This is a genomic window from Janthinobacterium sp. P210005, assembly GCF_036231865.1.
Taxonomy (GTDB): Bacteria; Pseudomonadota; Gammaproteobacteria; order Burkholderiales; family Burkholderiaceae_D; genus Janthinobacterium; species Janthinobacterium kumbetense.
Genome location: NZ_JAZARC010000008.1, coordinates 237,782 through 264,199 on the forward strand (window position 1 = coordinate 237,782; position 26,418 = coordinate 264,199).

Consider the following 26,418-nt stretch of genomic DNA (forward strand, 5'->3'; position numbering starts at 1 on the left):
ATGACCATACAAGACATCAGTTTGTGGATCAAAGCGGCTGCCCCGTCCGGGCAGCTGACGTCCGACTCGCGCCGCGTGCAGCGCGGCGACGTGTTTTTCGCCTATGCGGACGCCACCCATTTCATCGACGCCGCCATCGAGCAGGGCGCCGCTGCCATCGTGCATGACGCCGTTGAATGGAACGCCGCATGGAATGTGCCGCATCTGCTGGTCGGCGACCTGAAACGCCTGGCTGGCCCCGTGGCGCATGCTGTTTACGACATGCCCGACAGCGCCATGTTCAGCGCCGGCGTCACGGGCACGAACGGCAAGACCTCGTGCGCGCTGTGGCTGGCGCAAGCTCTGGCACGCCTGGGTGAAACGTCGTCCGTCATCGGCACCCTGGGCGTGGGCCTGTGCAAGCCGCGCGGCGCCATCGAATTCGACGTGACCGGCTACACCACGCCGGACGCCGTGCTGCTGGCGCGCAAACTCGCCGCCATGCGCGACGCCGGCGCCAAGGCCGTCGCCATCGAAGTGTCGTCGATCGGCCTGGACCAGGAACGCGCGGCCGGCATGCATTTCGATGTCGCCATGTTTACCAATTTGACGCGCGACCACCTCGACTACCATGGCGACATGGCAGCCTACGAGGCGGCCAAGGTCAAGCTGTTCGACTGGCCCGGCCTGAAAACGGCCGTCATCAACCTGGACGACCCCATGGGCTTGCGCCTGGTCCGCCACGTGGACGGCAAGCTGGCGGGCGAGTATCCGGTCATCGGCTATACCTTGCAGGATGCCGCCGCCTTGCCCGATTTGCCCGGTGTGCTGATGCTGCGCGCCAGCCAGTTCCGCAGCCGTAATGCCGGCACCGACTTCCATCTGGAATGCGCGCTGGGCGTTGCGCTGATCAAGACGCAGCTGGTGGGCCACTTCAATATCAGCAACGCGCTGGCCGTGCTGGGCGCCTTGCTGGCGCACGGAACCGGTCTGCGCGCCGCCATCGACGGCATCGAATCCCTGCAGCCGGCCCCGGGCCGCATGCAGCAGGTGGGCGGCCAGGAAGCGCCGATGGTCGTCATCGATTACGCGCATACGCCTGACGCGCTGGAAAAAACCCTGGCTGCCTTGCGCCAGGTGGCGCAGGAGCGGGGCGGCCAGCTGTGGTGCGTGTTCGGCTGCGGCGGCGACCGCGATCCGGGCAAGCGTCCGCAGATGGGCGCCATCGCGCAGCTGGCCGATCACGTGCTGGTCACCAGCGACAATCCGCGCAGCGAAGACCCGCACGCCATCATCGCGCAGATCGTCGCCGGCATGCGTGCCGACGGTCCGCAGCCGCAAGCCATCGAAGACCGCGCCGGGGCCATTTTGTCGGCCATCAAGCACGCGGCCAAGCCGGATGTGATCCTGTTGGCGGGCAAGGGCCATGAGCCGTACCAGGAAATCAAGGGCAAGAAACTGCCGTTCTCCGATGCCGACCATGCGCAGCTGGCCCTGTCCGCGCGCCTGACGATGATGAGGACGAATTGATGGATAGCCTGATGCACGCAAGCCTGGCTGAATTGATGCCGTCGCTGGACGGCGCACAGCTGACGGGCGACACCGTTTTTGACGGTGTGTCCACCGACAGCCGCAGCGCCCAAGCCGGTTCGCTGTTCGTGGCCCTGCGCGGCGAGAGTTTCGATGCCCACGATTTCCTCGACCAGGTGGCCGCGCGCGGCGTCGCCGCCGTGGTGGTCGAGCGCCTGCCGGCGGGCTGGGACAGCAGCAAGGTGCCAGCCATCGTGGTCGCCGATACCCTGGCCGCGCTGGGCCGCATCGCCAACCACTGGCGCTGCCGTTTCAATTTACCCGTCATCGGCGTCACCGGCAGCAATGGCAAGACCACCGTCAAGGAGATGATTTCATCCATCCTGGCGGCAGCCTTTGGCGAAGAAGGCCGGCTGGCCACGCGCGGCAACCTGAATAACGAGATCGGCGTGCCTCTGACCCTGTTCCGCCTGAGCGAACAGCATAAGGCAGCCGTCATCGAGATGGGCATGAACCATCCGGGCGAGATCGCCCGCCTGGCGGCGATTGCTGCGCCGACCCTGGCGATGGTCAACAACGCACAGCGCGAGCACCAGGAATTCATGCACACGGTGGTAGCGGTGGCACGCGAGAACGGCGCCGCGCTGGCAGCCCTGGCGCATGACGGCGTGGCCGTCTTCCCGCATGGCGATGAGTTCACGCCAGTGTGGCGCGAGCTGGCCGGCGCGCGCGCCGTCATCACCTTCGGCCTGTCGAAAGAGGCGGATGTCAGCTGCACGCACCGCGCGGCCGAGGATTTTGGCAGCGATCTGTTCGTCAGCGTGCGCGCACAGGACGGCGGCTTGCGCCAGTTCTTCGTGGGCTTGCAGGCGGCAGGCGAACACAATGTGCGCAATGCGCTGGCGGCCGTGGCATGCGCTATCGGCGCAGGCATCGCGCCAGAACATATCAAGCAGGGCCTGGAGGCGTTTTCTCCCGTGAGCGGCCGGCTGCAGAAAAAACGCGCCGCCAATGGCGCCACCATCATCGACGACACGTATAACGCCAATCCGGATTCGGCGCGCGCGGCCATCGATGTGCTGGCGCAGGCAGCGGCACCGCGCATCCTGGTGCTGGGCGAGATGGGCGAAGTCGGCACGCAGGGGCAGCAGTTCCACGAAGAGATCGGCGCCTACGCCGCCGCCAAAGGCATTGAACACGTGCTGGCGACGGGCGGTCTGGCGCGCCATCTGGTCAATCCGGCGCAGGCAGCCGCGAGCCAGGAATCAGGCACGGTCGTGGAGTATTTCGAACAGTTCGACGGTTTGCTGGCGGCGCTCGATGCGCATTTGTCCGGCCGTTCGGATGCAACAGTATTAATCAAGGGCTCCCGTTTCATGAAGATGGAACGGGCCGTGCAGCATTTGATTGGTTCAAACAACAATAACAAGGAAGCTCACTAATCATGCTGCTCTGGCTCGCTCATTATTTCCAGGACGACATTGGCCCATTGCGGGTCTTTAACTTCATCACGTTCCGCGCCGTCTTCGCCACCCTGACGGCGATCTTGATCGGCCTGTGCGCCGGTCCTGCCGTGATCCGCATGCTCACGCGCATGAAGGTTGGCCAGGCCGTGCGTACGGATGGCCCGCAAACGCATCTGAAAAAACACGGCACCCCCACCATGGGCGGTGTGCTGATCCTTATCGCCATCGGCATTTCCACCTTGCTGTGGGCCGACCTGTCGAACCGTTTCATCTGGCCCGTGTTGATCGTCACCTTGGGCTTTGGCGCCGTCGGCTGGGCCGACGACTACCGCAAGGTGGTGCACCAGGATCCGGAAGGCATGCGCTCGCGCGAAAAATACTTCTGGCAGTCGCTGATCGGCATCGCCGCCGCGTTTTACCTGGCGTTTTCCGTCTCCATCTCCGAGCCCAATGCCGGCCAGGTGTGGAATCTGATCTACGCCTGGGTGCAGTCGGGCTTCGCCATGGACTTGCCGCCGAAGGCCGATCTGATCGTCCCGTTCTTCAAGACCATCAGCTATCCGCTGGGTGTGTGGGGCTTCATCGCGCTGACGTATTGCGTCATCGTCGGCACCAGCAACGCCGTCAATTTCACCGATGGACTTGACGGCCTGGCCATCATGCCGACCGTGATGGTGGGCACGGCCCTGGGTCTGTTCGCCTACCTGACGGGTAATGCCACGTATGCGCGCTACCTGTTCATCCCGCATATCCCGGGCGCCGGCGAACTGGTAATCTTCTGCGGCGCGCTGGCCGGTTCCGGCCTGGCCTTCCTTTGGTATAACACCCACCCCGCGAAAGTATTCATGGGCGACGTGGGCGCGCTGGCACTGGGCGGCGCACTGGGTACCATCGCCGTCATCGTGCGCCAGGAAATCGTCCTGTTCATCATGGGCGGCATCTTCGTGGTTGAAACGCTGTCCGTGATTATCCAGGTCGTCTGGTTCAAGTACACCAAGAAGCGCTTTGGCGTTGGCCGCCGCGTCTTCCTGATGGCGCCATTGCATCACCATTTTGAACAAAAAGGCTGGAAGGAGACGCAGGTTGTCGTGCGTTTCTGGATCATCACCATGATGCTGGTGCTGCTCGGCCTGACCACCTTGAAGCTGCGCTGATGATGTACGACGCTAAAACCGCACTGGTACTGGGCCTCGGGGAGTCAGGCCTGGCCATGGCCCTGTGGCTGGCCCGCAGCGGTGCGACCGTGCGCGTGGCCGACACAAGGGAAAGCCCGGAGCGCCTGGCCGCGTTGCAGGCCGCCGTGCCGCAGGCGCAGTTCATCGCCGGCGCCTTCACGGCCGACTTGCTTGACGGCGTGGACTTTGTCACCGTCAGCCCAGGCCTCGCGCCGGGCCGCGAACTGGCGCAGATTGCGCCGGCCGCTACTGAGAAAAACATCCCCGTGTGGGGCGAAATCGAACTGTTCGCACAAGCGCTGGCCGCCTTGAAGGCGGAACGCGGCTATGCTCCGAAAGTCATCGCCATTACGGGAACGAATGGCAAGACGACCGTCACCAGCCTCGTAGGCTTGTTGTGCGAACGCGCCGGCCTTGCCACGCGCGTGGCCGGCAATATCAGCCCGGCCGCGCTGGACGTGCTGCGCGAAGTGCTCGATGCCGAGCCTGCGCCGCAGCCGGTGGATGCGGAGGCTGACGTGGCGGAACCCGCCGCCAGCACCTTGCCGCAAGCGTGGATCCTGGAATTATCCAGCTTCCAGCTGCACACGACATTCAGCCTGCAGGCCGATGCGGCCACGGTCTTGAATCTGTCGCAGGACCATCTGGACTGGCATGGCGACATGGCCGCCTACGCCGCAGACAAGGCGCGCATCTTCGGCGACCAGACCGTGCGCATATTGAACCGCGACGATGCGGCCGTGATGCACATGGCCGACCCGTTGGCCGAAACCATCACCTTCGGCACGGGCGAACCGGCGGAAGTCGACAGCTTTGGCCTGGTCAATGAACGGGGCATCTTCTGGCTGGCGCAAGCCGTACCCAGCGAAGAAGTGATCGAGAAAAAACGCAAGAAGAACGATCCGGCGCCGGAACCGGTGCCGACGATGGCGAAAAAGCTGATGCCGGCCGACGCGCTGAAAATCCGCGGCCAGCACAATGCCTCGAATGCGCTGGCGGCGCTGGCCCTGTGTCGCGCCATCGGCCTGCCATTCGCGCCGCTGCTGCATGGTTTGCGCGAATACCAGGGCGAGCCGCATCGGGTGGAGCTGATCACGGCGGTCAATGAAGTCGAGTACTACGACGACAGCAAGGGTACGAATGTGGGCGCGACCGTGGCGGCCCTGTTCGGCCTGGGCAAGGCGTTTGGCGGCGCGGAACAGCGTCTGGTGCTGATCGCCGGTGGCGATGGCAAGGGACAGGATTTCTCGCCGCTGGCCGAACCTGTATCGCGCTACGTGCGCTCCGTGGTGCTGATCGGACGCGATGCACCGGCCTTGCGCGCGGCCCTCGAGCCGGCCGGCGTGGACATCGTCGACTGCGCCACCTTGCCGGAAGCCGTCAAGCGCGCCAGCAGCCTGGCGCTGGCTGGCGATGCCGTGCTGCTGTCGCCCGCGTGCGCCAGCCTGGACATGTTCAAGAACTATGCGCACCGCGCGCAGGTGTTTGTCGACGCCGTGCGCGATATCGCGCTGGAAAACGGACAGGATATCTGATGGCTTTCCAACTGCCCTTCAGCTTTGGTTCCGGCTCGGCTGCCAAGCCGCTGGATAGCCGCGCGCGGCAATCGAAGATGATGGACTATGACAAGCCGCTGGTATGGGTCGTCCTGCTGCTCATGTTGCTGGGCATGGTGATGGTGTATTCGGCGTCGATCTCGCTGTCGGATGCGCGCAAGTTTGCCGCCTATACGAACAATTATTTTGTCGTGCGCCAGGCGCTGTTCATCGGCGTGTCGATCGTCGTCGGCGCGCTGGTGTTCCGTATCCCCGTCGCGACCTGGCAAAAGATGGCGCCGTGGCTGTTCATCGGCACCCTGGTGCTGCTGGTGATGGTGCTGATACCTGGCCTGGGCGTGTCGGTCAACGGCGGCCGCCGTTGGCTGAACCTGCCGGGCCTGCGGCCGCAGCCGTCCGAGCTGATGAAGGTGGTGATGGTGCTGTACGCGGCCGATTACACGGTGCGCAAGCAGGAATACATGCACAAGCTGACCAAGGGCTTCATGCCGATGGCGCTGGCCGTCAGCTTCGTCGGCCTGCTGCTGCTGATGGAGCCCGATCTGGGCGCCTTCGGCGTGATCGTCTGCATCGCCATGGGCATTTTGTTTTTGGGTGGTGTCAACGCCATCTGGTTCGGCGGCATCGGCGCCATGCTGACGGCGATTTTCGTTACCATCATCGCCCTGTCGAAATTCCGCCGCGAGCGGTTTTTTGCGTATCTTGACCCGTGGCAGGAAGACAATGCCCTGAACAAGGCTTACCAGTTGACACACTCGCTGATCGCCTTCGGGCGCGGCGAACTGTTTGGCGTGGGATTGGGCGGCAGCGTGGAAAAACTGCATTACCTGCCCGAAGCCCACACGGACTTTTTGCTGGCCGTGATCGGCGAGGAGCTGGGCCTGGTGGGCGTGCTGGTCGTGATCGGCATGTTTTACTGGATTATCAAGCGGGCGTTCGACATCGGCCGCCAGGCGATCGCCATCGACCAAACCTTCGCGGGACTGACGGCGAAAGGCATCGCCATCTGGATCGGCGTGCAGACCTTCATCAACATGGGCGTGAACCTGGGCCTGCTGCCGACCAAGGGCCTGACCTTGCCCTTGATGAGTTATGGCGGCACGGGCGTACTGATTAACTGTATCGGCCTGGCGATTTTGCTGCGCATCGATTACGAAAACCGGATCCTCATGCGGGGAGGCCGGCTATGAATAACGCGACGAACTTGAAAACGACGAAAAGACTGATGATCATGGCGGCCGGTACCGGCGGCCATATTTTCCCTGGCTTGGCGATTGCGCAGACGATGCGCGCGCGCGGCTGGGAAGTGAGCTGGCTGGGCACGACTCACGGCATGGAGCAGGAGCTGGTGCCGAAGAGCGGCATTCCCATGGATGCCATCGCATTTTCCGGCATGCGCGGCAAGGGCTTGGCGCATACCATTCAAGGCGGCTTCAAGATGCTGGCCAGCTTTTTTGCCATCCGCCGTTTCATCGCCAGCCGCAAGCCGGACGTGGTGATGGGCATGGGCGGCTACGTCACCGTGCCGGGTGGCCTGATGGCGCGCCTGAAAGGCGTGCCGCTGGTGCTGGTCAATGCCGACGCGGCGCTGCTGTTGTCGAACAAGACCCTGGTGCCGCTGGCGCAGCAAGTGTGCTTCGGCTTTCCCGCCGATTTCGGCAGCGCCGCCGGCAAGGCCGTCGTGACGGGCAATCCCGTGCGCGCGGAAATCCTCGCCATGGAGCCGCCGGCGCCGCGCTTTGCGGGCCGCAGCGGCTCATTGCGCATCCTCGTGGTAGGTGGCAGCCTGGGTGCGAAAGCGCTGAACGACAGCCTGCCTGCCGCGCTGGCGCTGATGCCGGAAGGCGAGCGTCCGCTGGTCACGCACCAGTCGGGCAAGAAGAATATCGACGCCCTGCATGCCGCGTATGCGCAGGCGGGCGTGCAAGCCAATGTGGTCGATTTCATCGACGACATGGCCAAGGCGTATACCGAGGCCGACCTGGTGATTTGCCGCGCTGGCGCCATCACCCTGTCGGAATTGACGGCGGCCGGCGTGGCCAGCGTGCTCGTGCCGCTGGTGGCGTCGACCACCAGCCACCAGCGCGACAACGCGCAATGGATGGCGCAGCAAGGCGCGGCGATTCATCTGCCGCAAACGGAAATGAGTGCCGCGTCGCTGAGCGCGCTGCTGGCGTCGCTGAGCCGCGACACTTGCCAGCAGATGGCGCAGGCAGCACTGGCAGCAGGCAAGCGCGATGCCAATGAGGCGATCGCACACGTATTGGAAAAACTGGCATGAGGTTAGCTCTGTGAAGCATAAAGTAAACAATATCCACTTTGTCGGCATTGGCGGCAGCGGCATGAGCGGCATCGCCGAAGTGCTGGTCAACCTGGGCTACAAGGTGTCGGGCTCCGACCTGGGCAGTAATGCGGCGACGCAGCGTCTGGCGAGCCTGGGCGCGACCGTCATGCTCGGTCACGCGGCAGAAAATATCGGCGACGCCGATGCGGTGGTGACGTCGGGCGCCGTCCCGCAAGACAATCCGGAAGTGGTGGCCGCCCGTGCGCGCAAGATTCCTCTGGTACCGCGCGCCGTGATGCTCGGCGAGTTGATGCGCCTGAAACGCGGCATCGCCATCGCCGGCACGCATGGCAAGACGACGACGACCAGCCTGGTCGCTTCCGTGCTGGCGCAGGGCGGTCTCGATCCGACTTTCGTCATCGGCGGCCGCCTGACCAGCGCAGGCGCGAACGCCAAGTTGGGTTCGGGCGACTACCTGGTGGCCGAAGCCGATGAATCGGATGCCTCGTTCCTGAACCTGACGCCGATGATCGAAGTGATCACGAATATCGACGCCGATCACATGGACACCTACGAGCACGATTTTGAAAAGCTCAAGCAAGCCTTCGTGCAGTTCACGCACCGCTTGCCGTTCTATGGCCGCGCCATGCTGTGCATCGACGATCCGCACGTGCGCGCCATCATCCCGTCCGTCACCAAGCCCGTCACTACCTACGGTTTCGCGGAAGACGCGCAAGTGCGCGCCATCAACGCGCGCGCCGTGGGCCTGGAAATGCATTTCACCGTGCTGCAGGAAGGCTATCCGGACCTGGACGTGGTGCTGAACCAGCCCGGCATGCACAATGTGCAGAATGCCTGCTCGGCGATTGCCATCGCGCGCGAAATCGGCATCGCCGACAGCGCCACGCAGCAGGGCCTGGCCGAGTTTTCCGGCGTGGGCCGGCGCTTCACGCGTTACGGCGACGTGGCGCTGCCGAACGGCGGTACTTTTGCGCTGGTTGACGATTTCGGCCACCATCCGGTGGAAACGGAAGTGACCCTGGCCGCCGCGCGCGCCGCCTATCCCGGCCGCCGCCTGGTGCTGGCGTTCCAGCCGCACCGCTACAGCCGCACGCGCGATCTGTTCGAGGATTTCGTGAAAGTGCTGGGCGCGCCCGATGTGCTGCTGCTGTCCGAAGTGTATGCGGCGGGCGAAGCGCCCATCGTCGCCGCCGACGGCCGCGCACTGGCGCATGCGCTGCGCGCGCGCGGCAAGATCGAACCGATTTTCGTCGAGTCCATGAAGGACATGGCCGACACCATCATGAGCGTGGCGCGCGACGGTGACGTCGTGCTGACCATGGGAGCCGGCTCGATCAGCGGCATCCCGAATCAACTGACAACGTATCAATCTCACACTGTAAAGGCCTGACGTGAACCAAGCTTCAGCTATCGACGTTAAACAATTGGGCAAGGTCGGCGTCCTGTTCGGTGGCCGTTCGGCCGAGCGCGAAGTGTCGCTGATGTCCGGCGCGGGCGTGCTGGCAGCCCTGAAAAGCCATGGCGTGGATGCGCATGGCTTCGATACGGGCGAACGCAGCCTGGCCGAATTGGCCGCTGAGCAATTTGACCGCGTCTTCATCGCGCTGCACGGCCGCTTCGGCGAAGACGGCAGCCTGCAGGGCGCGCTGGAACAACTGGGCATTCCATACACGGGCAGCGGCGTGATGGCCTGCTCGGTGGGCATGGACAAGGTTTATACCAAGATGATCTGGTTGATGCACCAGCTGCCGACGCCAAAGTACGCGGTACTGGACGACAGTTCCGACCTGGCCAAGGTCGCCGCGGAACTGGGCTTGCCGCTGATCGTCAAGCCGCCGCATGAAGGCTCGAGCATCGGCATCACGACTGTCAACGAAGCGTCGGCCTTCCAGGCCGCCTACGACATCGCCGCCGGCCTCGATGATTCGGTACTGGCCGAGGAATTCATCAAGGGCCGCGAATTCACCGTCGCGATCCTGGGCAAGGGCGCCACGGCGCGCGCGTTGCCGCCGATCGAAATCGTCGCGCCGCAAGGCAATTACGACTACCAGAACAAGTACTTCACGGACGACACGCAGTATTTCTGCCCGCCGCAGCTCGATGGCGCGATCATCGCAGAGATGGAACGCATCGCTCTGGCCGCCTACCGCGCCCTGGGCTGCGAAGGCTGGGGACGGGTCGATGTCCTGATGCGCGCGGCAGACAGCGCGTTGTTCCTGCTGGAGGTAAATACCTCGCCCGGCATGACGGGGCACTCGCTCGTGCCGATGGCGGCGCGCGCGGAAGGCACCAGCTATGAAGACCTGTGCCTGGAAATCGTCGCCGGCGCAAGCCTGAAAATGCACAAGGGACAGCGCTGATATGTGGCATGACGCTAAAAGCCTCAATACGACTGCCAACGGCTTGCTGGCCGCGGTTCTGGTCGTGTGCGTGGCCGCCGGCGTCTGGTGGGTGTCGCAGCGTCCCATGTTCGACCTGCGCACGATCAAGGTGGAAAGCGCGGACGACAAGGGCCTGCGCCACGTGAATTACCTGACCCTGCGCAGTGGCACTCTGGGCCGCATCAAGGGCAATTTCTTCACGACCAACCTGGAAAGCGTGCGCGGCGTGTTCGAATCGGTGCCTTGGGTGCGCCGTGCCAGCGTACGGCGCGAGTGGCCGAACCAGCTGATCGTGGCGCTGGAAGAACATGAGGCGCTGGGTACCTGGGGCGAGGACGGGCGCCTGCTGTCGGTCAAGGGCGACGTGTTTACGGCGAACGTGGCCGAGGCGGAAGACGACCATGAATTGCCTGCGTTTGCCGGCCCCGATGGCAGCGAAAAGGAAGTGCTGGCGACCTACGTGCAGCTGGCAAAGTGGTTTGCGCCGCTGAAGATGGTGCCGGAAACCCTGTCGCTGTCGAGCCGCTATGCGTGGACCGTAAAACTGGATAACGGCATGAGCGTGGCGCTGGGGCGCGAACAGAATCATACGACCCTGAAGGCGCGGGTCGACCGGCTGGTGGGCATTTACCCGCAGCTGGCGAGCCGGCTGGAAAATATCGACACGATCGATATGCGTTACCAGAATGGCCTGGCGCTCAGTTCCGCCGGCCTGGTGATACCGGCCGAAGGCAAGGATGGCAGGCCGGCAGCGGCAATCAAGAAGAAAAATGGCAGTCCGATTAAAAAACCGACTTAACCGAATAATCAATTAATTAATTAATAGCCCAAAAAACTAGGCGAAAGAAATGACAAAAGACGCGAAAAACCTGATCGTCGGCCTCGACATCGGCACCTCGAAAGTGGTGGCGGTGGTAGCCGAAGTGATGTCCGACGGGCGCCACGAAGTGATCGGGCTGGGCCAGCACGAATCGAAGGGCCTGAAAAAGGGCGTGGTGGTCAATATCGAGGCCACGGTGGAGTCCATCCAGCGCGCGCTGGAAGAGGCCGAGCTGATGGCCGACTGCAAGATCCGTAATGTGTATGCGGGCATTGCGGGCAGCCATATCCGCAGCTTCAATTCCAGCGGCATGGTGGCCATCAAGGACAAGGAAGTGACGGCGACCGACGTGGCGCGCGTCATCGAGACGGCAAAAGCGGTTAACATTCCGACCGATCAGCAATTGTTGCACACGGTGCCGCAGGAGTTCATCGTCGACAGCCAGGAAGATGTGCGCGAGCCTATCGGCATGAGCGGCATCCGCCTGGAGGTGAAGGTGCATATCGTCACCGGCGCCGTGTCGGCGGTGCAGAACATCGTCAAGTGCGTGCGCCGCTGCGGCCTGGAAGTGTCGGACCTGATCCTGCAGCCGATGGCGTCCGCCGATGCGGTGCTCACGCCCGACGAGAAGGAACTGGGCGTGGTGCTGATCGACATCGGCGGCGGCACGACCGATGTGGCGGTATTCTCCGATGGCGCGATCCGCCATACGGCAGTCATTCCCATCGCCGGCGACCAGATCACCAACGACATCGCCATGGCCTTGCGCACCCCGACCGCGGAAGCGGAAGAAATCAAGATCCGCTATGGCGTGGCCAAGCAGGTCCTGGCCGATCCCGGCGAATCGCTGGAAGTGCCGGGCCTGGGCGACCGCGGCCCGCGCAACCTGTCGCGCCAGGCGCTGGCGGCAGTGATCGAGCCACGTGTCGAAGAGTTGTTCGCGATGGTGCACCAGGTGGTGCGCGAATCCGGTTACGAAGGCGTGCTGTCGTCGGGCATCGTGCTCACGGGCGGTACCTCCATCATGCCCGGCATGGTGGAAATGGCGGAAGACATTTTCCTGAAACCGGCGCGCCTTGGCACGCCCGAGTATCGGGGCCAGCTGGCCGATGTGGTGCGCAGTCCGCGCTATGCCACGGTATTGGGCCTGCTGCTGGAAGCGAAGAAGCAATACCTGCGCGGCCACATCGTGACGCGTCAGGACGGCTCGGTGAAGGCAGTCTGGCAGCGCATGAAGGAATGGTTTTTAGGGAATTTTTAAGGGCTTGATTTACGCCCGGCAGGTCAGGTTTTTTGGCAGCATCGCAGGTACACACACATAACTTTATTTTATATTTAACCGCAGTTTTCAATCTCCAGTTCTCCTACCAATATGAGGCCTGGCGCTTGGAAACCGCATCTGATAGGAGCACATCATGGAGTTCGATATGGTCGATAACACAGCTTTAGGTACCGTCATCAAGGTCGTCGGCGTCGGCGGTGCGGGTGGCAATGCAGTCCAACACATGATCAACAAAGGCATGTCGGGTGTGGAGTTCATTGCCGCCAACACCGACGCACAGGCCCTGTCGACATCGAAGGCCCACAACATCATCCAGATCGGCGATACCGGTCTGGGTGCCGGCATGAAGCCTGCCGTCGGCCGCCAGCTGGCGGAAGAATCGCGCACGCGCATCGCCGATTCGCTGCGCGGCGCGCACATGGTCTTCATCGCTGCCGGCATGGGCGGCGGCACGGGCACGGGCGCCGCTCCTATCGTGGCTGAAGTGGCCAAGGAACTGGGCGCGCTGACGGTGGCCGTGGTTTCCAAGCCATTCTCGTATGAAGGCCAGAAGTGCATGGACATCGCCGACGAAGGCCTGGAGCAGCTGTCCCTGCACGTCGATTCGCTGATCATCATCCTCAACGAAAAACTGGAAGAGATCTACGAAGATGAAAGCATGCTGGAATGGATGCAGCATGCCGATGATGTGCTCAACAACGCAGTGGCTGGCATTGCCGAGATCATCAACGTGCCGGGCCATATCAACGTCGACTTCAACGACGTGAAAACCATCATGGGCGAGCAGGGCAAGGCCATGATGGGCACGGCGACGGCATCCGGCGTCGACCGCGCGCGCATCGCCGCGGAACAGGCTGTCGCTTCGCCGCTGCTGGATGGCATCGACCTGTCCGGCGCGCGCGGCGTGCTGGTCAACGTCACGGCCAGCCGTGGCTTGAAAGGTAAAGAAATCAAGGAAGTCATGGCCGCCGTGCGCGCGTTTGCCGCGCCGGACGCGTCGATCGCGCAAGGTATCGCCTACGACGACGCCATGGGCGACGACATCCGCGTTACCGTGGTGGCCACGGGCCTGGGCCGCGCGAAGAAAAACATCCAACTGGTACCGCAGCAAGTGCTGCGCACCGGCACCCACAACAGCCCGTTGACCCCTTCGGCAGCCATGGGTAGCGCGCAAGCGGCGACGACGACAGTTGGCGTGGCTACGCCGGCTGCCGGTTTCGACGGCATGAAGGCGCCGGCAGTATGGCGTCGCGAATCGGCTTCCGAGCAGGTGCGCGCGATGGAAAAGAATGGTATGGAGACGTACGATATTCCAGCCTTCCTGCGCAAACAGGCCGACTAAGGTGATGTGATGCATGCAACGATGACGGCGGCCTGAGGGCCGCCGTTTTTTTTTGCCGGCTTTTGACTTTTGACTTTGCCTTTTCGGCCGTTTTCTGCACAAATACGGCAAGTCAGGCATACTATCGCGCAGTGTCGGCATCATGCCGGCAGCATCCTCAACCGACAGTACACAAGGAGTCAACATGACCATCAAGATCGGCGACACCCTGCCAGAAGGCACCCTGGCTGAATTCATCGAAAGCGAAACCGAAGGCTGCGCACTGGGTCCGAACACGTTCAACGTGCAAGACCTGGTCAAGGGCAAGAAGATCGCCATCTTCGGCCTGCCAGGCGCTTACACCCCGACCTGCTCCGCACAGCACGTGCCGGGCTACGTCAAGCACGCCGCGGACCTGAAAGCCAAGGGCGTCGATGAAATCTGGTGCATCTCCGTCAACGACGCGTTCGTGATGGGCGCCTGGGGCCGCGACCAGAAAGCTACCGGCGTCGTGCGCATGATGGCTGACGGCAACGCCGCCTACAGCAAGGCCCTGGGCCTGGACGCCGATTTTTCCAAGCACGGCATGGGCACGCGCTCGCAGCGCTACTCGCTGCTGGTCGACAATGGCGTCGTGACGCAATTGAACATCGAGCAAGGCGGCAAGTTTGAAGTGTCGAACGCGGAAACCTTGCTGGGCCAACTGGCTTAAGTCCCTGAGAAAAAGTCCATGGCGGCGTTGCACTGCCTTGGCGTACTACTCGTACTGCCTGCGGCAATGCGCCTTGCCCTGAACATTTTTCAGGGACTTGTCCTTTTTTGACGTAAAAACGGCGCCATCGGCGCCGTTTTTTTATTGTACCGACGGCTTGCTCGCCTCGAACATGGCCGCATCGATGCTGAACGAATAATCGTCCTGCAGTGCGAAATACCGGCGCGCTTCCTCGGGCGCGCCATCGAACAGGTTGCGGATGGCGGCCACTCTTTCGCTTGGCGTGCGCATGCGGGCCACCCACTCGTCGAACTGCATGGTCAGTTTCCACACGCTGCGCAAGCTGTGCGTAAAACCCGCGTTGTCAAACTTGGCGCCCCATTCGCAGCTGCGGTAGTCGCGTACGTGGGACGCGTCGCGCAGCATTTCCACCGCTTGCAGGGTGCTGTCGTACAGGGCCGTCTTGGGCGCGACGATGTCGACGACTAATAAGGTGCCGTTCGGGCGCAGCACGCGCCACGCTTCGGCCAGCGCTCCCGCCACGTCGTTCCAGTGGTGCGCGGAAAAGCGCGTGACGACCATGTCGAAGCTGGCGTCGGCAAACGGCAGGCGGGCCACGTCGCCCTGTTGCGTGCTGATGTTGTGCAAGCCGCGCTGCACCCTGGCGCAGTCGACCACGTCGAGCATGGGCTGCGCCAGGTCATAGGCGACCACCGATTGCGCCACGGGGGCGACGGCGAAGCTGGCGTGCCCGGCGCCGCAGCCCAGGTCCAGGACGATGGGCTTGCCATGGCGGCGCGCGCATTCCTGCATCAGCACCAGGTCGGCGCCTTGCGCGTGTACGGCGCTGCTCAGGTAGGCATTGGCCGTCTTGCCAAACTGTTCGGTAACGACATCGTGCTGCTGCATGGTTTTCTCCTGTGGATGGCTGAGTTCCTGCAGAATAGGGATAAAATTATCCTGTAACAAGACCATAACTTATACTGGTATATCTACTACCATGCTTCCCCGTCATGTCGAACAAACTTGCTGAATTCATCCGCGCCCGGCGCGAAGCCGTCACCCCCGCCATGGCCGGCTTGCCCGGTGGCGGGCGGCGGCGTACGCCAGGCTTGCGGCGCGAAGAGCTGGCACAGCTGTGCGATGTCAGTCCCACCTGGCTGACGTGGCTGGAGCAGGGGCGGCCCGTGTCGGCATCGGCCAGGATGCTGGCCCGCCTGGCGCAGGTGCTGCAGCTGAGCGCGGCCGAGCGCGCCTACCTGTTCGAGGTGGCCGATAAGCATGACCCCAGTCACGGCACGGGCGAGGGCGGGGGACCTGCCGCCGCCGAGTTGGCCGCCATCGTCGCCGCCATCGACGCGCCCGCGTATATCCTGGACCGCGCATGGAATGCCGTGGCGTGGAACGGGGCGGCGTCCACGCTGTTTACGGGCTGGCTGCACGGCGACGGGGACGCGCCGAACCAGTTGCGCTTCATGTTCCTGGAACCTGGTGCGCGCGATCTGGTCGTCGGCTGGCCCGAGCGGGCGCAGCGCCTGGTGGCGGAGTTTCGCGCCGATATCGGCCGGCAGGCGGACCAGGCGCCGCTGGCTGGCCTGATCGCCGAACTGGCCGATGCCAGCCTTGAATTTCGCCAGTGGTGGGGCGCGCAGCAGGTGCAGGGCCGTGATGGCGGCTTGCGCCAGTTCCGGCATGCGCAACAGGGCCTGCTTGCGTTCAATCAAGTGACCCTGCACCTGGCGCGCCAGCACGACTTGAAACTGGTGATGCTGTTGCCTGTGTCATAAGGTAAAACGGCCGCGCTTGTTATAATCGGGCTGACCGCCTGGCCCTGCCTGTCCAGACCATGCTGTCCTGGCTCCGGCCGTCGCCATGATGACGGTCCCGCTCTTTCGCCAGGAGTCTGTCCTGATACCCCGCAATCCCAACCTGCGCAGCATCTATGTGATGCTGGTCGCCGTCGCCATGTTTTCCCTGATGGACACAGCCATGAAGCTGTTGTCCGCCCATTATCCGCCCATGCAGGTGACGGCCTTGCGCGCCCTGTCGTCGTTGCCGCTCGTCTGCCTGTACCTGCTGTACCGCGGCGCCTTCAAGAACGTGCTGAAGGTGCGCTGGCCGCTGCACCTGTTGCGCGGCGTCCTGGGCGTGCTGATGATCACCCTGTTTGCCTACGGCCTGAAGCGCATGTCGCTGGCCGAGACGTATGCGCTGTTCTTCGTCGCCCCCTTGCTGATCACCGTCCTGTCCGTCTTTATCTTGAAGGAGAAGGTTGACTTTGCGCGCTGGTGCGCCATTGCCGTGGGTTTGCTGGGCGTGCTGGTGGCGCTGCGCCCCGACGGTTCGGGATTCTTTTCGCTGGCCGGACTGGCCGTGCTGGGCTCGGCCGCCTGTTACGCCATTTCCGCCGTCACGGGCCGCATCCTCAGCCGCACGGATGCCAGCGAAAGCATGGTCTTCTGGCTGATGGTGATGATGGCCCTCGGCGGCGTGGCCCTGTCGGCGCACGAGTGGGTGAGCATCCGCCGCGAAGACTGGTGGCTGCTGGCGGGCTTGTCGCTGAGTGGCTTCCTGGGGCAGCTGGCGATTACGGAAGCGTTTCGCCATGGCAAGGCGTCCAGCGTGGCGCCGTTCGAATACTCGGCCCTGGCCTGGGGCATGGCCCTGGACTGGATGCTGTGGCGCGCCTTGCCCGACGAATACACCCTGATCGGTGCGGCCATCATCATCGGCAGCGGCATTTACCTCGTGCGCAGGGAGGCTGTCCACGCCGAGAGCGAGCATCCGTGAGTAGCGGTTGTGGTATTTCTGGCGTGGGCCATGCCATGCCGCAACGAAAATCCGGCAAATAGATATAATCGACAGATGTTAAAACAACGCACCATCAAACAACAGGTCCGCACCATCGGTGTCGGTTTGCACTCTGGCACCAAGGTGGAGCTGACTCTGCGTCCTGCCGCGATCGACACGGGCATCGTGTTTCGCCGCATCGACCTTGATCCCATCGTCGAGTTCCCCGCCAGCGCCATGGCCGTGGGCGATACGCGCATGGCTTCCGTGCTGATCAAGGATGGCGCCAGGGTTTCTACAGTGGAACACCTGATGTCGGCCGCGGCCGGCCTGGGCGTCGACAATATGTATATCGACGTGAATGCGGAAGAAATCCCCATCATGGACGGTTCCGCCTCGTCCTTCGTCTACCTGCTGCAGCAGGCTGGCGTGGAAGAGCAGCAAGCGCCAAAGAAATTTATCAAGGTCATCAAGCCTGTGGAAGTGCGTCACGGCAAGGGCGACGCGGAGAAATGGGCGCGCTTGTCGCCGTATGACGGCTTCAAGCTCGATTTCTTTATCGAATTCAATCACCCGGCCGTCGATGGCACGATGCAGCGCGCCTCCGTCGATTTCGGCGACGTGTCGTATGTGCACGACGTGGCGCGTGCGCGCACGTTTGGCTTCATGCAGGACGTGGAAAGCTTGCGCGGCATGGGTCTGGCCCGTGGCGGTTCGCTGGAAAACGCCATCGTGATGGACGAATACCGCATCCTCAACGCCGATGGCTTGCGCTATGAAGACGAGTTCGTGCGCCACAAGATCCTCGACGCGATTGGCGACCTGTACCTGGTGGGCCACCCCTTGCTCGCGTATTACACGGCGCACAAGTCGGGCCATGCGCTGAACAACCAGCTGCTGCTGGCGCTGCTGGAGCAGCCGGAATCGTATGAAATCGTTTCCTTTGATACCAATGAGGCGGCGCCGCAATCGTACCTGCGTCAAATGGAGCGCGAGTGGTCTTTGACCTGAGTTAATCCTTCGGTTCGCGGTGGTGGCGCACCATATTGCGCAGCGCCGCGATCAACTGCTCGTTCTGCTTCGACGCTGGCAGGGCCGTGCTCAGCTCTTCCAGGGCCGACATGGCTTTTTCCGGCAAGACCAGTGCCCGCGTATGCACGATGGGCGCGATGCTCTTGATCACTTGCACTTTCAGCTTGATGCCTGAAATCTGCCAGCCTTTTCTTTCCAGTTCCCCTTGTAACTTTGGCAATTGCTGCTTGAGCTTGGCCGCCAGCGCCGCGTTCGGCGTGGCCAGCACCAGTTGGCCGCTCTCGAACTGCAGGATGTCGCAATGCTCGAACATGGCCGGCAAGGCCTTGGCGCAATCTTTTTGCAGGGCGGCCAGGCGCGTGACGGTGGGCATCAGGGAGGCCATCGTCGCATTGCCGCGCAGAAAATCGGTTGCGCCCGTGACGGCCGGGCCGGAGCGGGCAAAGCCGTAGCCGCGGCGCGGCGCCGGAGAATAAGTGGGAGTTCGCATGGCCGAAACATAGCACACTAGCCCGCGCATGACGAGTGCGGCGGCGGGTGCGGTGCAGGCGGGCGGACCGTATTGCCTTACAGTATGGAAAATGTCCGCAATTTCTGCTATTTGTTTGTCATTAAGCTATTGTTATATGGCGCATTACCCCAACCATGTCGGGAACGCATGATAAAATCATCGTCTTTTGCCATAGTCGAACTCCGTGCGGTGACGCGATTACTACCGCGTTGTTCCCTACCGAGCTTTTTTTAACGGCGTTTTTTCAAGAATTCAAGCATGTCATTACTGACCCAGATTTTCGGTAGCCGCAACCAGCGGCTGCTCAAGCAATACCAAAAAACGGTACGCGAGATCAATGCGCTCGAGCCGGCCATCGAAAAGCTGTCGGATGCCGAGCTGCAAGCGAAGACGCCTGCCTTCAAGGAACGCATCGCCGCCGGCGAATCGCTCGATGCCTTGTTGCCGGAAGCCTTTGCCGTCTGCCGCGAGGCCAGCAAGCGCGTCCTGCGCATGCGCCATTTCGATGTGCAGATGATCGGCGGCATGGTCTTGCATTTCGGCAAGATCGCGGAGATGGGCACGGGCGAGGGCAAGACCCTGATGGCAACGTTGCCAGCCTACCTGAATGCCTTGTCGGGCAAGGGCGTGCATATCGTCACCGTCAATGATTACCTGGCGCAGCGCGATGCCGAGACCATGGGCCGCCTGTATGCATGGCTGGGCCTGTCGACTGGCGTAAACATGTCGCAGATGGAGCACAGCGCCAAGCAGCAGGCGTACAACTCCGACATCACGTATGGCACGAATAACGAATTCGGTTTCGACTTCCTGCGCGACAACATGGTCTACGAAGCGCGCGAGCGCGTGCAGCGCAGCCTGAACTTCGGCATCGTCGATGAAGTCGACTCGATCCTGATCGATGAAGCGCGTACGCCGCTGATCATTTCGGGCCAGGCCGAGAACCATACGGACCTGTATCACAAGATCAATGAAGTGCCTGCGCGCCTGACTTTGCAGATCGGCGAAGAAACGCCGGACGGCAAGGGCAAGGTTGAAGTACCGGGCGACTACACCAAGGATGAAAAAGCGCACCAGGTGCTGCTGACGGAAGCCGGCCACGAAAAGGCCGAAGGCATCCTGATGGAGATGGGCCTGCTGCCGGAAGGCGCCTCGCTGTACGACTCGGCCAACATCACCCTCGTGCATCACCTGTATGCGGCCCTGCGCGCGCATGCGCTGTACTTCAAGGATCAGCACTATGTGGTGCAGAACAATGAAGTGGTGATCGTCGATGAATTCACGGGCCGTCTGATGACGGGCCGCCGCTGGTCCGATGGCTTGCACCAGGCCGTCGAAGCGAAAGAGGGCGTCAAGATCCAGAACGAGAACCAGACCCTGGCCTCGATCACCTTCCAGAACTACTTCCGCATGTACGCCAAGCTGGCCGGCATGACGGGTACGGCCGATACGGAAGCGTACGAATTCCAGGAAATCTACGGCCTGGAAACGGTCGTGATTCCGCAAAACCGTCCGCTGCAGCGCAAGGACCGCCAGGATCAGGTCTATAAATCGTCGGCGGAAAAGTACAACGCGATGTTGAACGACATCCGCGACTGCTACGAGCGCGGCCAGCCCGTGCTGGTGGGTACCACCTCGATCGAGAACTCGGAACTGTTGTCGGGTATCCTGACCAAGGCCGGTTTGCCGCATAACGTGCTGAACGCGAAACAGCATGCGCGCGAAGCGGAAATCATCGCCCAGGCAGGTCGTCCGAAAGCCATCACCATCGCCACCAACATGGCCGGTCGCGGTACGGACATCGTGTTGGGCGGTAACGTCGAGAACCAGATCAAGTTTATCGAAGCCAATGCTGAACTGAGCGACGCCGACAAGGCAGCCCAGTCGCAGACCTTGCGCGATGAATGGCAATCCCTGCACGACCACGTGGTCAATGCGGGCGGCTTGCACATCATCGGCACCGAACGCCACGAATCGCGCCGCGTCGACAATCAGCTGCGCGGCCGTGCCGGCCGCCAGGGTGATCCGGGTTCGTCGCGCTTCTACCTGTCGCTCGACGACGCGCTGCTGCGCATCTTCGCCGGCGACCGCGTGCGCGCCGTGATGGACCGTTTGAAAATGCCGGAAGGCGAGCCGATCGAGGCAGGCATCGTCTCGCGTTCGATCGAATCGGCCCAGCGCAAGGTCGAAGCGCGCAACTTCGACATCCGCAAGCAATTGCTGGAATACGATGACGTCGCCAACGACCAGCGTAAAGTCATCTACCAGCAGCGTAACGAGCTGCTGGAAACGACCGATATTTCCGACATGATCGCTTCCTTGCGTCATGGCGTGTTCACCGACCTGGTGCACGAGTACGTGCCGCATGAATCGGTGGAAGAACAGTGGGATATCAAGGGCCTGGAAAATACCCTGGCGAGCGAATGGCAGCTGGACTTGCCGCTGCATGAAATGCTGGAAGCCGATTCGACCCTGACGGACGAAGAGATCCTGGAAAAAGTGCTGGCCGCGGCCGATGCCGTGTACCAGTCGAAGATCGATATCGTCGGCAAGGAATCGTTCGGCGGCTTCGAACGCAATGTCATGCTGCAAAGCGTGGACAGCCACTGGCGTGAACACCTGGCGGCGCTCGATCACCTGCGCCAGGGTATTCACCTGCGCGGTTATGCGCAGAAGAATCCGAAACAGGAATACAAGCGCGAAGCGTTTGAACTGTTTGGCCAGATGCTCGACATGATCAAGAACGACGTCACGAAACACGTGATGACGGTGCGTATCCAGTCGCGCGAAGAAGTCGATGCGGCCGAACAGGCGATGCAGCAGTCGCACGTGGAAAACGTGCACTACCAGCACGCCGAATTCGACCCGAACGCGGCGCCGGAAGAACTGCTGGCTCCTTCGGCCGGCGGCAACATGGACAACGTCGACGACATGAGCGTGAGCATGGGCGTCAAAGTGGGCCGTAACGACCCATGCCCTTGCGGCAGCGGCAAGAAGTACAAGGCTTGCCACGGCAAGCTGGCGTAAAGCCCGCTGCATGGCCTGAACAAGAACGGAGACCGCGGTCTCCGTTTTTTTATGCCCGGCATGCCTTGCCCGGTCCCGGCTCAGGGAAAGGCCCAGTATTGCGGCGCCTGCGAGGGAATGCCCTTCAAGCCGCCGCGATTTTTTGCCCGTTGCCCCGTCTTGATCATGGTGGCGATATCGGTCAGCAAGACGCGGTTGCTGGCGAAGTAATCGTGCCCCATGAAGTTCATGATGACGGCCGAGGCATCGACGAGCTCCATGCCGGGAATGCCGACGACGGGACCGCGGATGTCGCCTATCCTGTCCCAGTCGGCAAAGTTGTAGGAAGCGCGGATGGCCTTGTCGTTCGCGGACGCGTACAGGGTGGCGGAGAGCTTGAGGCTGGCAAAGCGGGGGGCGATCTGGTCGCGGAAGACATCGGCATTGATGTCCGGCGCCGCCAGCACCACCTGCTTGAACAGGGGCAGCAGGTCGGGGCGCTTTTCCAGCAGGTTGGCCAGGGCCACGGTCATCGGACGGTTGCCCATGCTGTGGGCGATGAGGTAGATATCGGTGGCCGAGGAGTGCTCCGCGAAATCGGCCAGGAACGCCTGCAGGTGCGCCTGCGTCCATTCGGCGGAATTCTGGTCGTATTCGTAGCCGGCCATCGAGCCTTTCGATGGCCAGCTGTAGAACACGGGCAGGGCGCCGATATCGAGGTCGACCGCCATCTGCGCCGTGCGCCGGGCGGCGTCGTCAAAGGAATTGCTGTAGCCGTGGATATAGATGAAGGCGGCGCGGCGTTCCGGTGCGGCTTGAATGCTTGCCTTGACGGTGGCGAGGAAATCCGCGCGCGACAGGCGCGTGGTTCCCTTGATCAGCACATATTTTTGCGCATCGTCGCCGGACAGGATGGCGTACCACGGCGGCAGCGGCAGTTCGCCCGGCGCTCTTTTTTCCGGGATGCTGACGAGGACGCTGCCGTAGCTCAGGTGGGGCGCGGCGCGGTTGGGCTGCCAGCCATAGCTGCGGCTGCTGGCCTGGTATTGCCTGTCGGTGGCGTAGTACACGGTGACGTGCACGGCGCCGGCCGGCGGTGGATCGTTGCCAGGCTTGGCCATGCCGCTGCTGCCCGTGAGCATGCCGCTGCTGCCGGCCAGGTTGCCCAGATTGCCGACCAAGCCGCCGATGCCTAACCATGAGCTGTTCCATGGGAAGGTTGGCGGTGGTCGTCCCACCCCGGTCGCGGGTGGAAATTCTGCGGCTGGCGGCGTTTCAGCGGCCGGCGGCGCTGTGGATGCCAGATCGGTGGCGTGGCCGATGGCATGATCGGCCGGTTCGCCTGGCAGCGTACAGGCCATCAACGAGGCAAGCAGGCAAAGCAGGCAGCATAAACACCATAGACGCAACGGGCGTGACGAGCCTGAATCGCTGCGATGCATGCGGTAGGATTTTCCATGCGCCATAACATTCCCTCCCCGGGCGCTTGTGCGAGACGTGTGATCGTCTGTTCCTATACCTTAGCGCCGCCAGGCGGCGGCGTTCTGATAAATCGCAAGCTTGGTCATGTTGCCGACCCGCTTCGCGACTGCCCTGGCCGGCGCGACTATTCCCTTGCCGCATGTTCACCGGCGCCGCGAAGGCGCTACAATAGCGCTTCCCTTTTCCCTCGCAGAAGAAATCACCATGGCCGTCAATTCCCCCAAGCCCGTCGCCGCCGACTTGAAAGCCGTCGCCGGCATTGAAATCGGTGTTGCCGAAGCCGGCATCAAGAAACCCAACCGCAAGGATTTGCTGGTATTGAAACTGGCGCCGACGGCCACCGTGGCCGGCGTGTTCACCTTGAACCGCTTCTGCGCCGCGCCCGTGCAAATCTCGAAGGCCAACCTGGCCGCCGTGACGGCCGGCGCCGCGCCGATCCGCGCGCTGCTGGTCAATACGGGCAACGCGAATGCGGGCACGGGCGAATCGGGCCTGGCTGACGCGCAGGCCAGCTGTGCCGCGCTGGCTGAGCTGCTGGGCTGCACGCCGCAGCAAATCCTGCCGTTTTCCACCGGCGTGATCCTGGAACCCTTGCCCGTGCAGCGCCTGGTCGCCGGCTTGCCGCAAGCCGTGGCCGCACTGACGCCGGACAACTGGTTTTCGGCCGCCGAAGCCATCATGACCACCGACACGCAGCCGAAAGCCGGCTCGCGCACCGTCACCATCGGCGGTCACGCGGTGACCCTGACGGGCATCAGCAAGGGCGCCGGCATGATCAAGCCGAACATGGCCACGATGCTGGGTTTCCTCGCGTTTGACGCCACCGTGGCGCAACCGGTGCTCGACCAATTGGTGAAGCAGGCGGCCGATAAATCGTTCAACTGCATCACCATCGACGGCGACACCTCCACCAATGACTCGTTCATGCTGGTAGCCACGGGCGCCGGCAGCCTGGTCATCGATTCCATCGATTCGCCGCACTATGCGGAACTGGCCGCTGCCGTGACCGAACTGTCTACTTTTCTCGCGCAAGCCATCGTGCGCGACGGCGAAGGCGCGACGAAATTCATGACCGTGACCGTGGAAGACGGCCGCAACGTGGAAGAGTGCCGCAAGATCGCCTATTCCATCGCCCATTCGCCGCTGGTGAAAACGGCGTTCTTTGCCTCCGACCCGAACCTGGGCCGCATCCTGGCCGCCATCGGCTACGCGGGCGTGGACGACCTTGATGTGGGTCAATTGAACCTGTATCTGGACGACGTGTGGGTGGCCAAGAACGGCGGCCGCAACCCGGACTACCAGGAACAGGATGGCCAGCGCGTGATGCAGCAAAGCGAAATCACCATCCGCGTGAAACTGGCGCGCGGCGATGCCACGGCTACCCTGTGGACGTGCGATTTGTCGCATGACTACGTGTCGATCAACGCCGACTACCGCTCATGACCGGCCTCGATCAATTCCTGATCCGCGCCGAACGGGTACTGGCGCGCCTCGAGTCGATCTTGCCGCCGGCCTTGCCGGCGACGGACTGGAACAGCTTTGCCTTCCGCTGGCGCCGGCGCCAGGGCGCGGCCAGCCATCTGCAGGCCGTGGCCCACGTGTCGTCCATCGCCTTGGATGACTTGCACAATATCGGCACGCAAAAGGCGCAGATCGAGCAAAATACGCGCCAGTTCGTCAGCGGACGTCCCGCCAACAACGTGTTGCTGACGGGCGCGCGTGGCACGGGCAAGTCGTCGCTGATCAAGGCATGCCTGAACCAGTTCGCCGATCAAGGCCTGCGCCTGATCGAAGTGGACAAGGCGGATCTTGCCGACTTGCCCGACATCGTCGACCTGGTGGCAGCGCGCCCCGAGCGCTTCATCATCTTTTGCGACGACCTGTCGTTCGAAGAGGGCGAGAGCGGCTACAAGGCGCTGAAAGTGGCGCTCGACGGCAGCATCGCCGCGCAATCGGACAATGTGCTGATCTACGCCACGTCGAACCGCCGTCACCTGATGCCGGAACGCATGTCCGACAACAGCAGCTACAAGACGGACGATGACGGCGATTTGCATCCGGGCGAGACGGTGGAAGAGAAAATCTCGCTGTCCGAGCGCTTTGGCCTGTGGCTGTCGTTCTACCCGTTCAAGCAGGATGACTACCTCGATATCGCAGCGCACTGGCTCGCTTCGTTCGGCTGCACGCCGGAACAGATCGCGCAGGCGCGCGGCGACGCCCTGCGCTGGGCCTTGCAGCGCGGTTCCCGTTCGGGCCGGGTGGCGTGGCAATTCGCACGCGATTATGCTGGGAAACTACCTGCGGGAAAGTTGCCGCAATGAGTGATATGAAAGTGACACCGGTGGATGTCGCCGTCGGCATTCTGATGAAACCGAATGGCGACGTGTTGCTGGGCCAGCGCCCGGCTGGCAAGCCGTATGACGGCTATTGGGAGTTTCCTGGCGGCAAAGTCGAGCCGGGCGAAGCCATTTTTGACGCCTTGAAGCGCGAGTTTGTCGAGGAACTGGGTTTATATATCGACAGTGCCGAGGCCTGGTGCGGCGTCGAATATGTGTATCCGCACGCCCACGTGCGCCTGCATTTCTATATCAGCCGAGAGTGGCGGGGCGAGCCGCAAAGCCTGGAAGGGCAGGCGTTTGCCTGGCAGGGCACGGTCGGCGTGGAACCCTTGCTGCCGGCCACCATTCCCTTGCTGGAATGGCTCGACGAGGTACGCCGGGAATCGCTGGCGCTTGCCTGATTGACACTTGTGCCAGCGGGCAGCACCATGCTGCGTGCTGGCGCAAGCTTTCCTGTGACTTTCCTTGTATCGCGCGCGCTTTGCGCTACAGTGCTTTCATCTAGCATTGGGAGTTGCGCATGCCGCTGACACTGACCTTTACCGATACCGATGAATTGCTGATTGCCGCCCTGCACAAGCGTGCGCGCGCGCATGGCCGCAGCATCGAAGACGAGCACCGCGACATTCTGCGCAGCGCCTTGCGGCCGCTGTCGAAGCGTCCGCTCGACGATATTTTGCGCGGCATGCCCGACGTGGGGCTTGATGCGGATTTCGAGCGCCGCACTTGAC

General features: G+C 62.6%; 23 protein-coding genes. 20 read left to right on the forward strand and 3 right to left on the reverse strand.

Annotated elements, in window-relative coordinates; translation table 11 throughout:
- The 12 genes from VPH40_RS26555 to VPH40_RS26610 all read left to right on the forward strand — a co-directional run bounded on the left by VPH40_RS26555 (position 1) and on the right by VPH40_RS26610 (position 14,527).
- Positions 1–1,509: a UDP-N-acetylmuramoyl-L-alanyl-D-glutamate--2,6-diaminopimelate ligase gene (locus VPH40_RS26555; protein WP_305054619.1), complete on the forward strand. Its 1,509-nt coding sequence runs from the start codon at positions 1–3 to the stop codon at positions 1,507–1,509.
- Between the two features lie 11 nt (positions 1,510–1,520).
- A complete protein-coding gene (locus VPH40_RS26560) occupies positions 1,521–2,951 on the forward strand; it encodes a UDP-N-acetylmuramoyl-tripeptide--D-alanyl-D-alanine ligase (RefSeq protein WP_328574942.1) in 1,431 nt (476 codons plus the stop codon).
- 2 nt (positions 2,952–2,953) lie between these two features.
- Positions 2,954–4,129, forward strand: coding sequence for a phospho-N-acetylmuramoyl-pentapeptide-transferase (mraY, locus tag VPH40_RS26565; protein ID WP_077399841.1), 1,176 nt, complete (start codon positions 2,954–2,956; stop codon positions 4,127–4,129).
- Positions 4,129–5,685 (forward strand): UDP-N-acetylmuramoyl-L-alanine--D-glutamate ligase, encoded by a 1,557-nt coding sequence (gene murD / locus VPH40_RS26570; protein WP_328574920.1) that lies wholly within the window; start codon positions 4,129–4,131, stop codon positions 5,683–5,685. Before mraY ends, murD begins: the two co-directional genes overlap by 1 nt.
- Positions 5,685–6,896 (forward strand): putative lipid II flippase FtsW, encoded by a 1,212-nt coding sequence (ftsW, locus tag VPH40_RS26575; protein ID WP_099665431.1) that lies wholly within the window; start codon positions 5,685–5,687, stop codon positions 6,894–6,896. Before murD ends, ftsW begins: the two co-directional genes overlap by 1 nt.
- A complete protein-coding gene (murG, locus tag VPH40_RS26580) occupies positions 6,893–7,987 on the forward strand; it encodes an undecaprenyldiphospho-muramoylpentapeptide beta-N-acetylglucosaminyltransferase (protein ID WP_328574921.1) in 1,095 nt (364 codons plus the stop codon). Before ftsW ends, murG begins: the two co-directional genes overlap by 4 nt.
- Before the next feature lie 10 nt (positions 7,988–7,997).
- Positions 7,998–9,401, forward strand: a complete 1,404-nt coding sequence (gene murC / locus VPH40_RS26585; RefSeq protein ID WP_328574922.1) for a UDP-N-acetylmuramate--L-alanine ligase — start codon at positions 7,998–8,000, stop codon at positions 9,399–9,401.
- Position 9,402: 1 nt separating this feature from the next.
- Positions 9,403–10,371: a D-alanine--D-alanine ligase gene (locus VPH40_RS26590; RefSeq protein ID WP_289906882.1), complete on the forward strand. Its 969-nt coding sequence runs from the start codon at positions 9,403–9,405 to the stop codon at positions 10,369–10,371.
- A 1-nt stretch (position 10,372) separates the two neighbouring features.
- Positions 10,373–11,191: a cell division protein FtsQ/DivIB gene (locus VPH40_RS26595; protein ID WP_099665427.1), complete on the forward strand. Its 819-nt coding sequence runs from the start codon at positions 10,373–10,375 to the stop codon at positions 11,189–11,191.
- A gap of 49 nt (positions 11,192–11,240) precedes the next feature.
- Positions 11,241–12,473, forward strand: a complete 1,233-nt coding sequence (gene ftsA, locus VPH40_RS26600; protein WP_010394955.1) for a cell division protein FtsA — start codon at positions 11,241–11,243, stop codon at positions 12,471–12,473.
- A gap of 154 nt (positions 12,474–12,627) precedes the next feature.
- Complete coding sequence (gene ftsZ / locus VPH40_RS26605) at positions 12,628–13,836, forward strand: cell division protein FtsZ (RefSeq protein ID WP_034748865.1); 1,209 nt, start codon at positions 12,628–12,630, stop codon at positions 13,834–13,836.
- Between the two features lie 184 nt (positions 13,837–14,020).
- Positions 14,021–14,527 carry a peroxiredoxin gene (locus VPH40_RS26610; protein ID WP_034784976.1) on the forward strand — a complete coding sequence of 169 codons (507 nt, stop codon included), beginning with the start codon at positions 14,021–14,023 and terminating at the stop codon, positions 14,525–14,527.
- Positions 14,528–14,668: 141 nt separating this feature from the next.
- Here the strand turns inward: VPH40_RS26610 and VPH40_RS26615 are convergent, their stop codons facing one another.
- A complete protein-coding gene (locus VPH40_RS26615; protein ID WP_328574923.1) occupies positions 14,669–15,436 on the reverse strand; it encodes a class I SAM-dependent methyltransferase in 768 nt (255 codons plus the stop codon).
- A 104-nt stretch (positions 15,437–15,540) separates the two neighbouring features.
- Between VPH40_RS26615 and VPH40_RS26620 the strand changes: the two genes are divergently transcribed.
- The 3 genes from VPH40_RS26620 (at position 15,541) to lpxC (ending at position 18,328) form a co-directional block, all read left to right on the forward strand.
- Positions 15,541–16,314 (forward strand): helix-turn-helix transcriptional regulator, encoded by a 774-nt coding sequence (locus VPH40_RS26620; protein WP_328574924.1) that lies wholly within the window; start codon positions 15,541–15,543, stop codon positions 16,312–16,314.
- A 160-nt stretch (positions 16,315–16,474) separates the two neighbouring features.
- Positions 16,475–17,317 carry a DMT family transporter gene (locus VPH40_RS26625; protein WP_328574943.1) on the forward strand — a complete coding sequence of 281 codons (843 nt, stop codon included), beginning with the start codon at positions 16,475–16,477 and terminating at the stop codon, positions 17,315–17,317.
- Between the two features lie 75 nt (positions 17,318–17,392).
- Positions 17,393–18,328, forward strand: coding sequence for a UDP-3-O-acyl-N-acetylglucosamine deacetylase (gene lpxC, locus VPH40_RS26630; RefSeq protein WP_077399869.1), 936 nt, complete (start codon positions 17,393–17,395; stop codon positions 18,326–18,328).
- Between the two features lies 1 nt (position 18,329).
- Here the strand turns inward: lpxC and VPH40_RS26635 are convergent, their stop codons facing one another.
- Positions 18,330–18,839, reverse strand: a complete 510-nt coding sequence (locus tag VPH40_RS26635; RefSeq protein ID WP_099665424.1) for a DciA family protein — start codon at positions 18,837–18,839, stop codon at positions 18,330–18,332.
- A gap of 279 nt (positions 18,840–19,118) precedes the next feature.
- On the opposite strand from VPH40_RS26635, the gene secA reads away from it, so the two are divergent.
- Positions 19,119–21,887 carry a preprotein translocase subunit SecA gene (gene secA / locus VPH40_RS26640; protein WP_289906887.1) on the forward strand — a complete coding sequence of 923 codons (2,769 nt, stop codon included), beginning with the start codon at positions 19,119–19,121 and terminating at the stop codon, positions 21,885–21,887.
- A gap of 80 nt (positions 21,888–21,967) precedes the next feature.
- Here secA and VPH40_RS26645 read toward each other — a convergent pair whose 3' ends face one another.
- On the reverse strand, positions 21,968–23,047 hold the full coding sequence (locus VPH40_RS26645; RefSeq protein ID WP_328574925.1) for an alpha/beta hydrolase: 1,080 nt from the start codon (positions 23,045–23,047) through the stop codon (positions 21,968–21,970).
- A 505-nt stretch (positions 23,048–23,552) separates the two neighbouring features.
- Between VPH40_RS26645 and argJ the strand changes: the two genes are divergently transcribed.
- From argJ to VPH40_RS26665, 4 genes are all read left to right on the forward strand, one after another.
- Positions 23,553–24,791 carry a bifunctional glutamate N-acetyltransferase/amino-acid acetyltransferase ArgJ gene (argJ, locus tag VPH40_RS26650; RefSeq protein WP_230541469.1) on the forward strand — a complete coding sequence of 413 codons (1,239 nt, stop codon included), beginning with the start codon at positions 23,553–23,555 and terminating at the stop codon, positions 24,789–24,791.
- On the forward strand, positions 24,788–25,669 hold the full coding sequence (locus VPH40_RS26655) for an ATP-binding protein (protein ID WP_289906890.1): 882 nt from the start codon (positions 24,788–24,790) through the stop codon (positions 25,667–25,669). The genes argJ and VPH40_RS26655 overlap by 4 nt, the downstream gene beginning before the upstream one ends.
- On the forward strand, positions 25,666–26,088 hold the full coding sequence (locus VPH40_RS26660) for an NUDIX domain-containing protein (protein WP_251351085.1): 423 nt from the start codon (positions 25,666–25,668) through the stop codon (positions 26,086–26,088). The genes VPH40_RS26655 and VPH40_RS26660 overlap by 4 nt, the downstream gene beginning before the upstream one ends.
- 119 nt (positions 26,089–26,207) lie before the next feature.
- A complete protein-coding gene (locus VPH40_RS26665) occupies positions 26,208–26,417 on the forward strand; it encodes a FitA-like ribbon-helix-helix domain-containing protein (protein WP_099668226.1) in 210 nt (69 codons plus the stop codon).
- The last annotated feature ends 1 nt before the right edge of the window (position 26,418 follow it).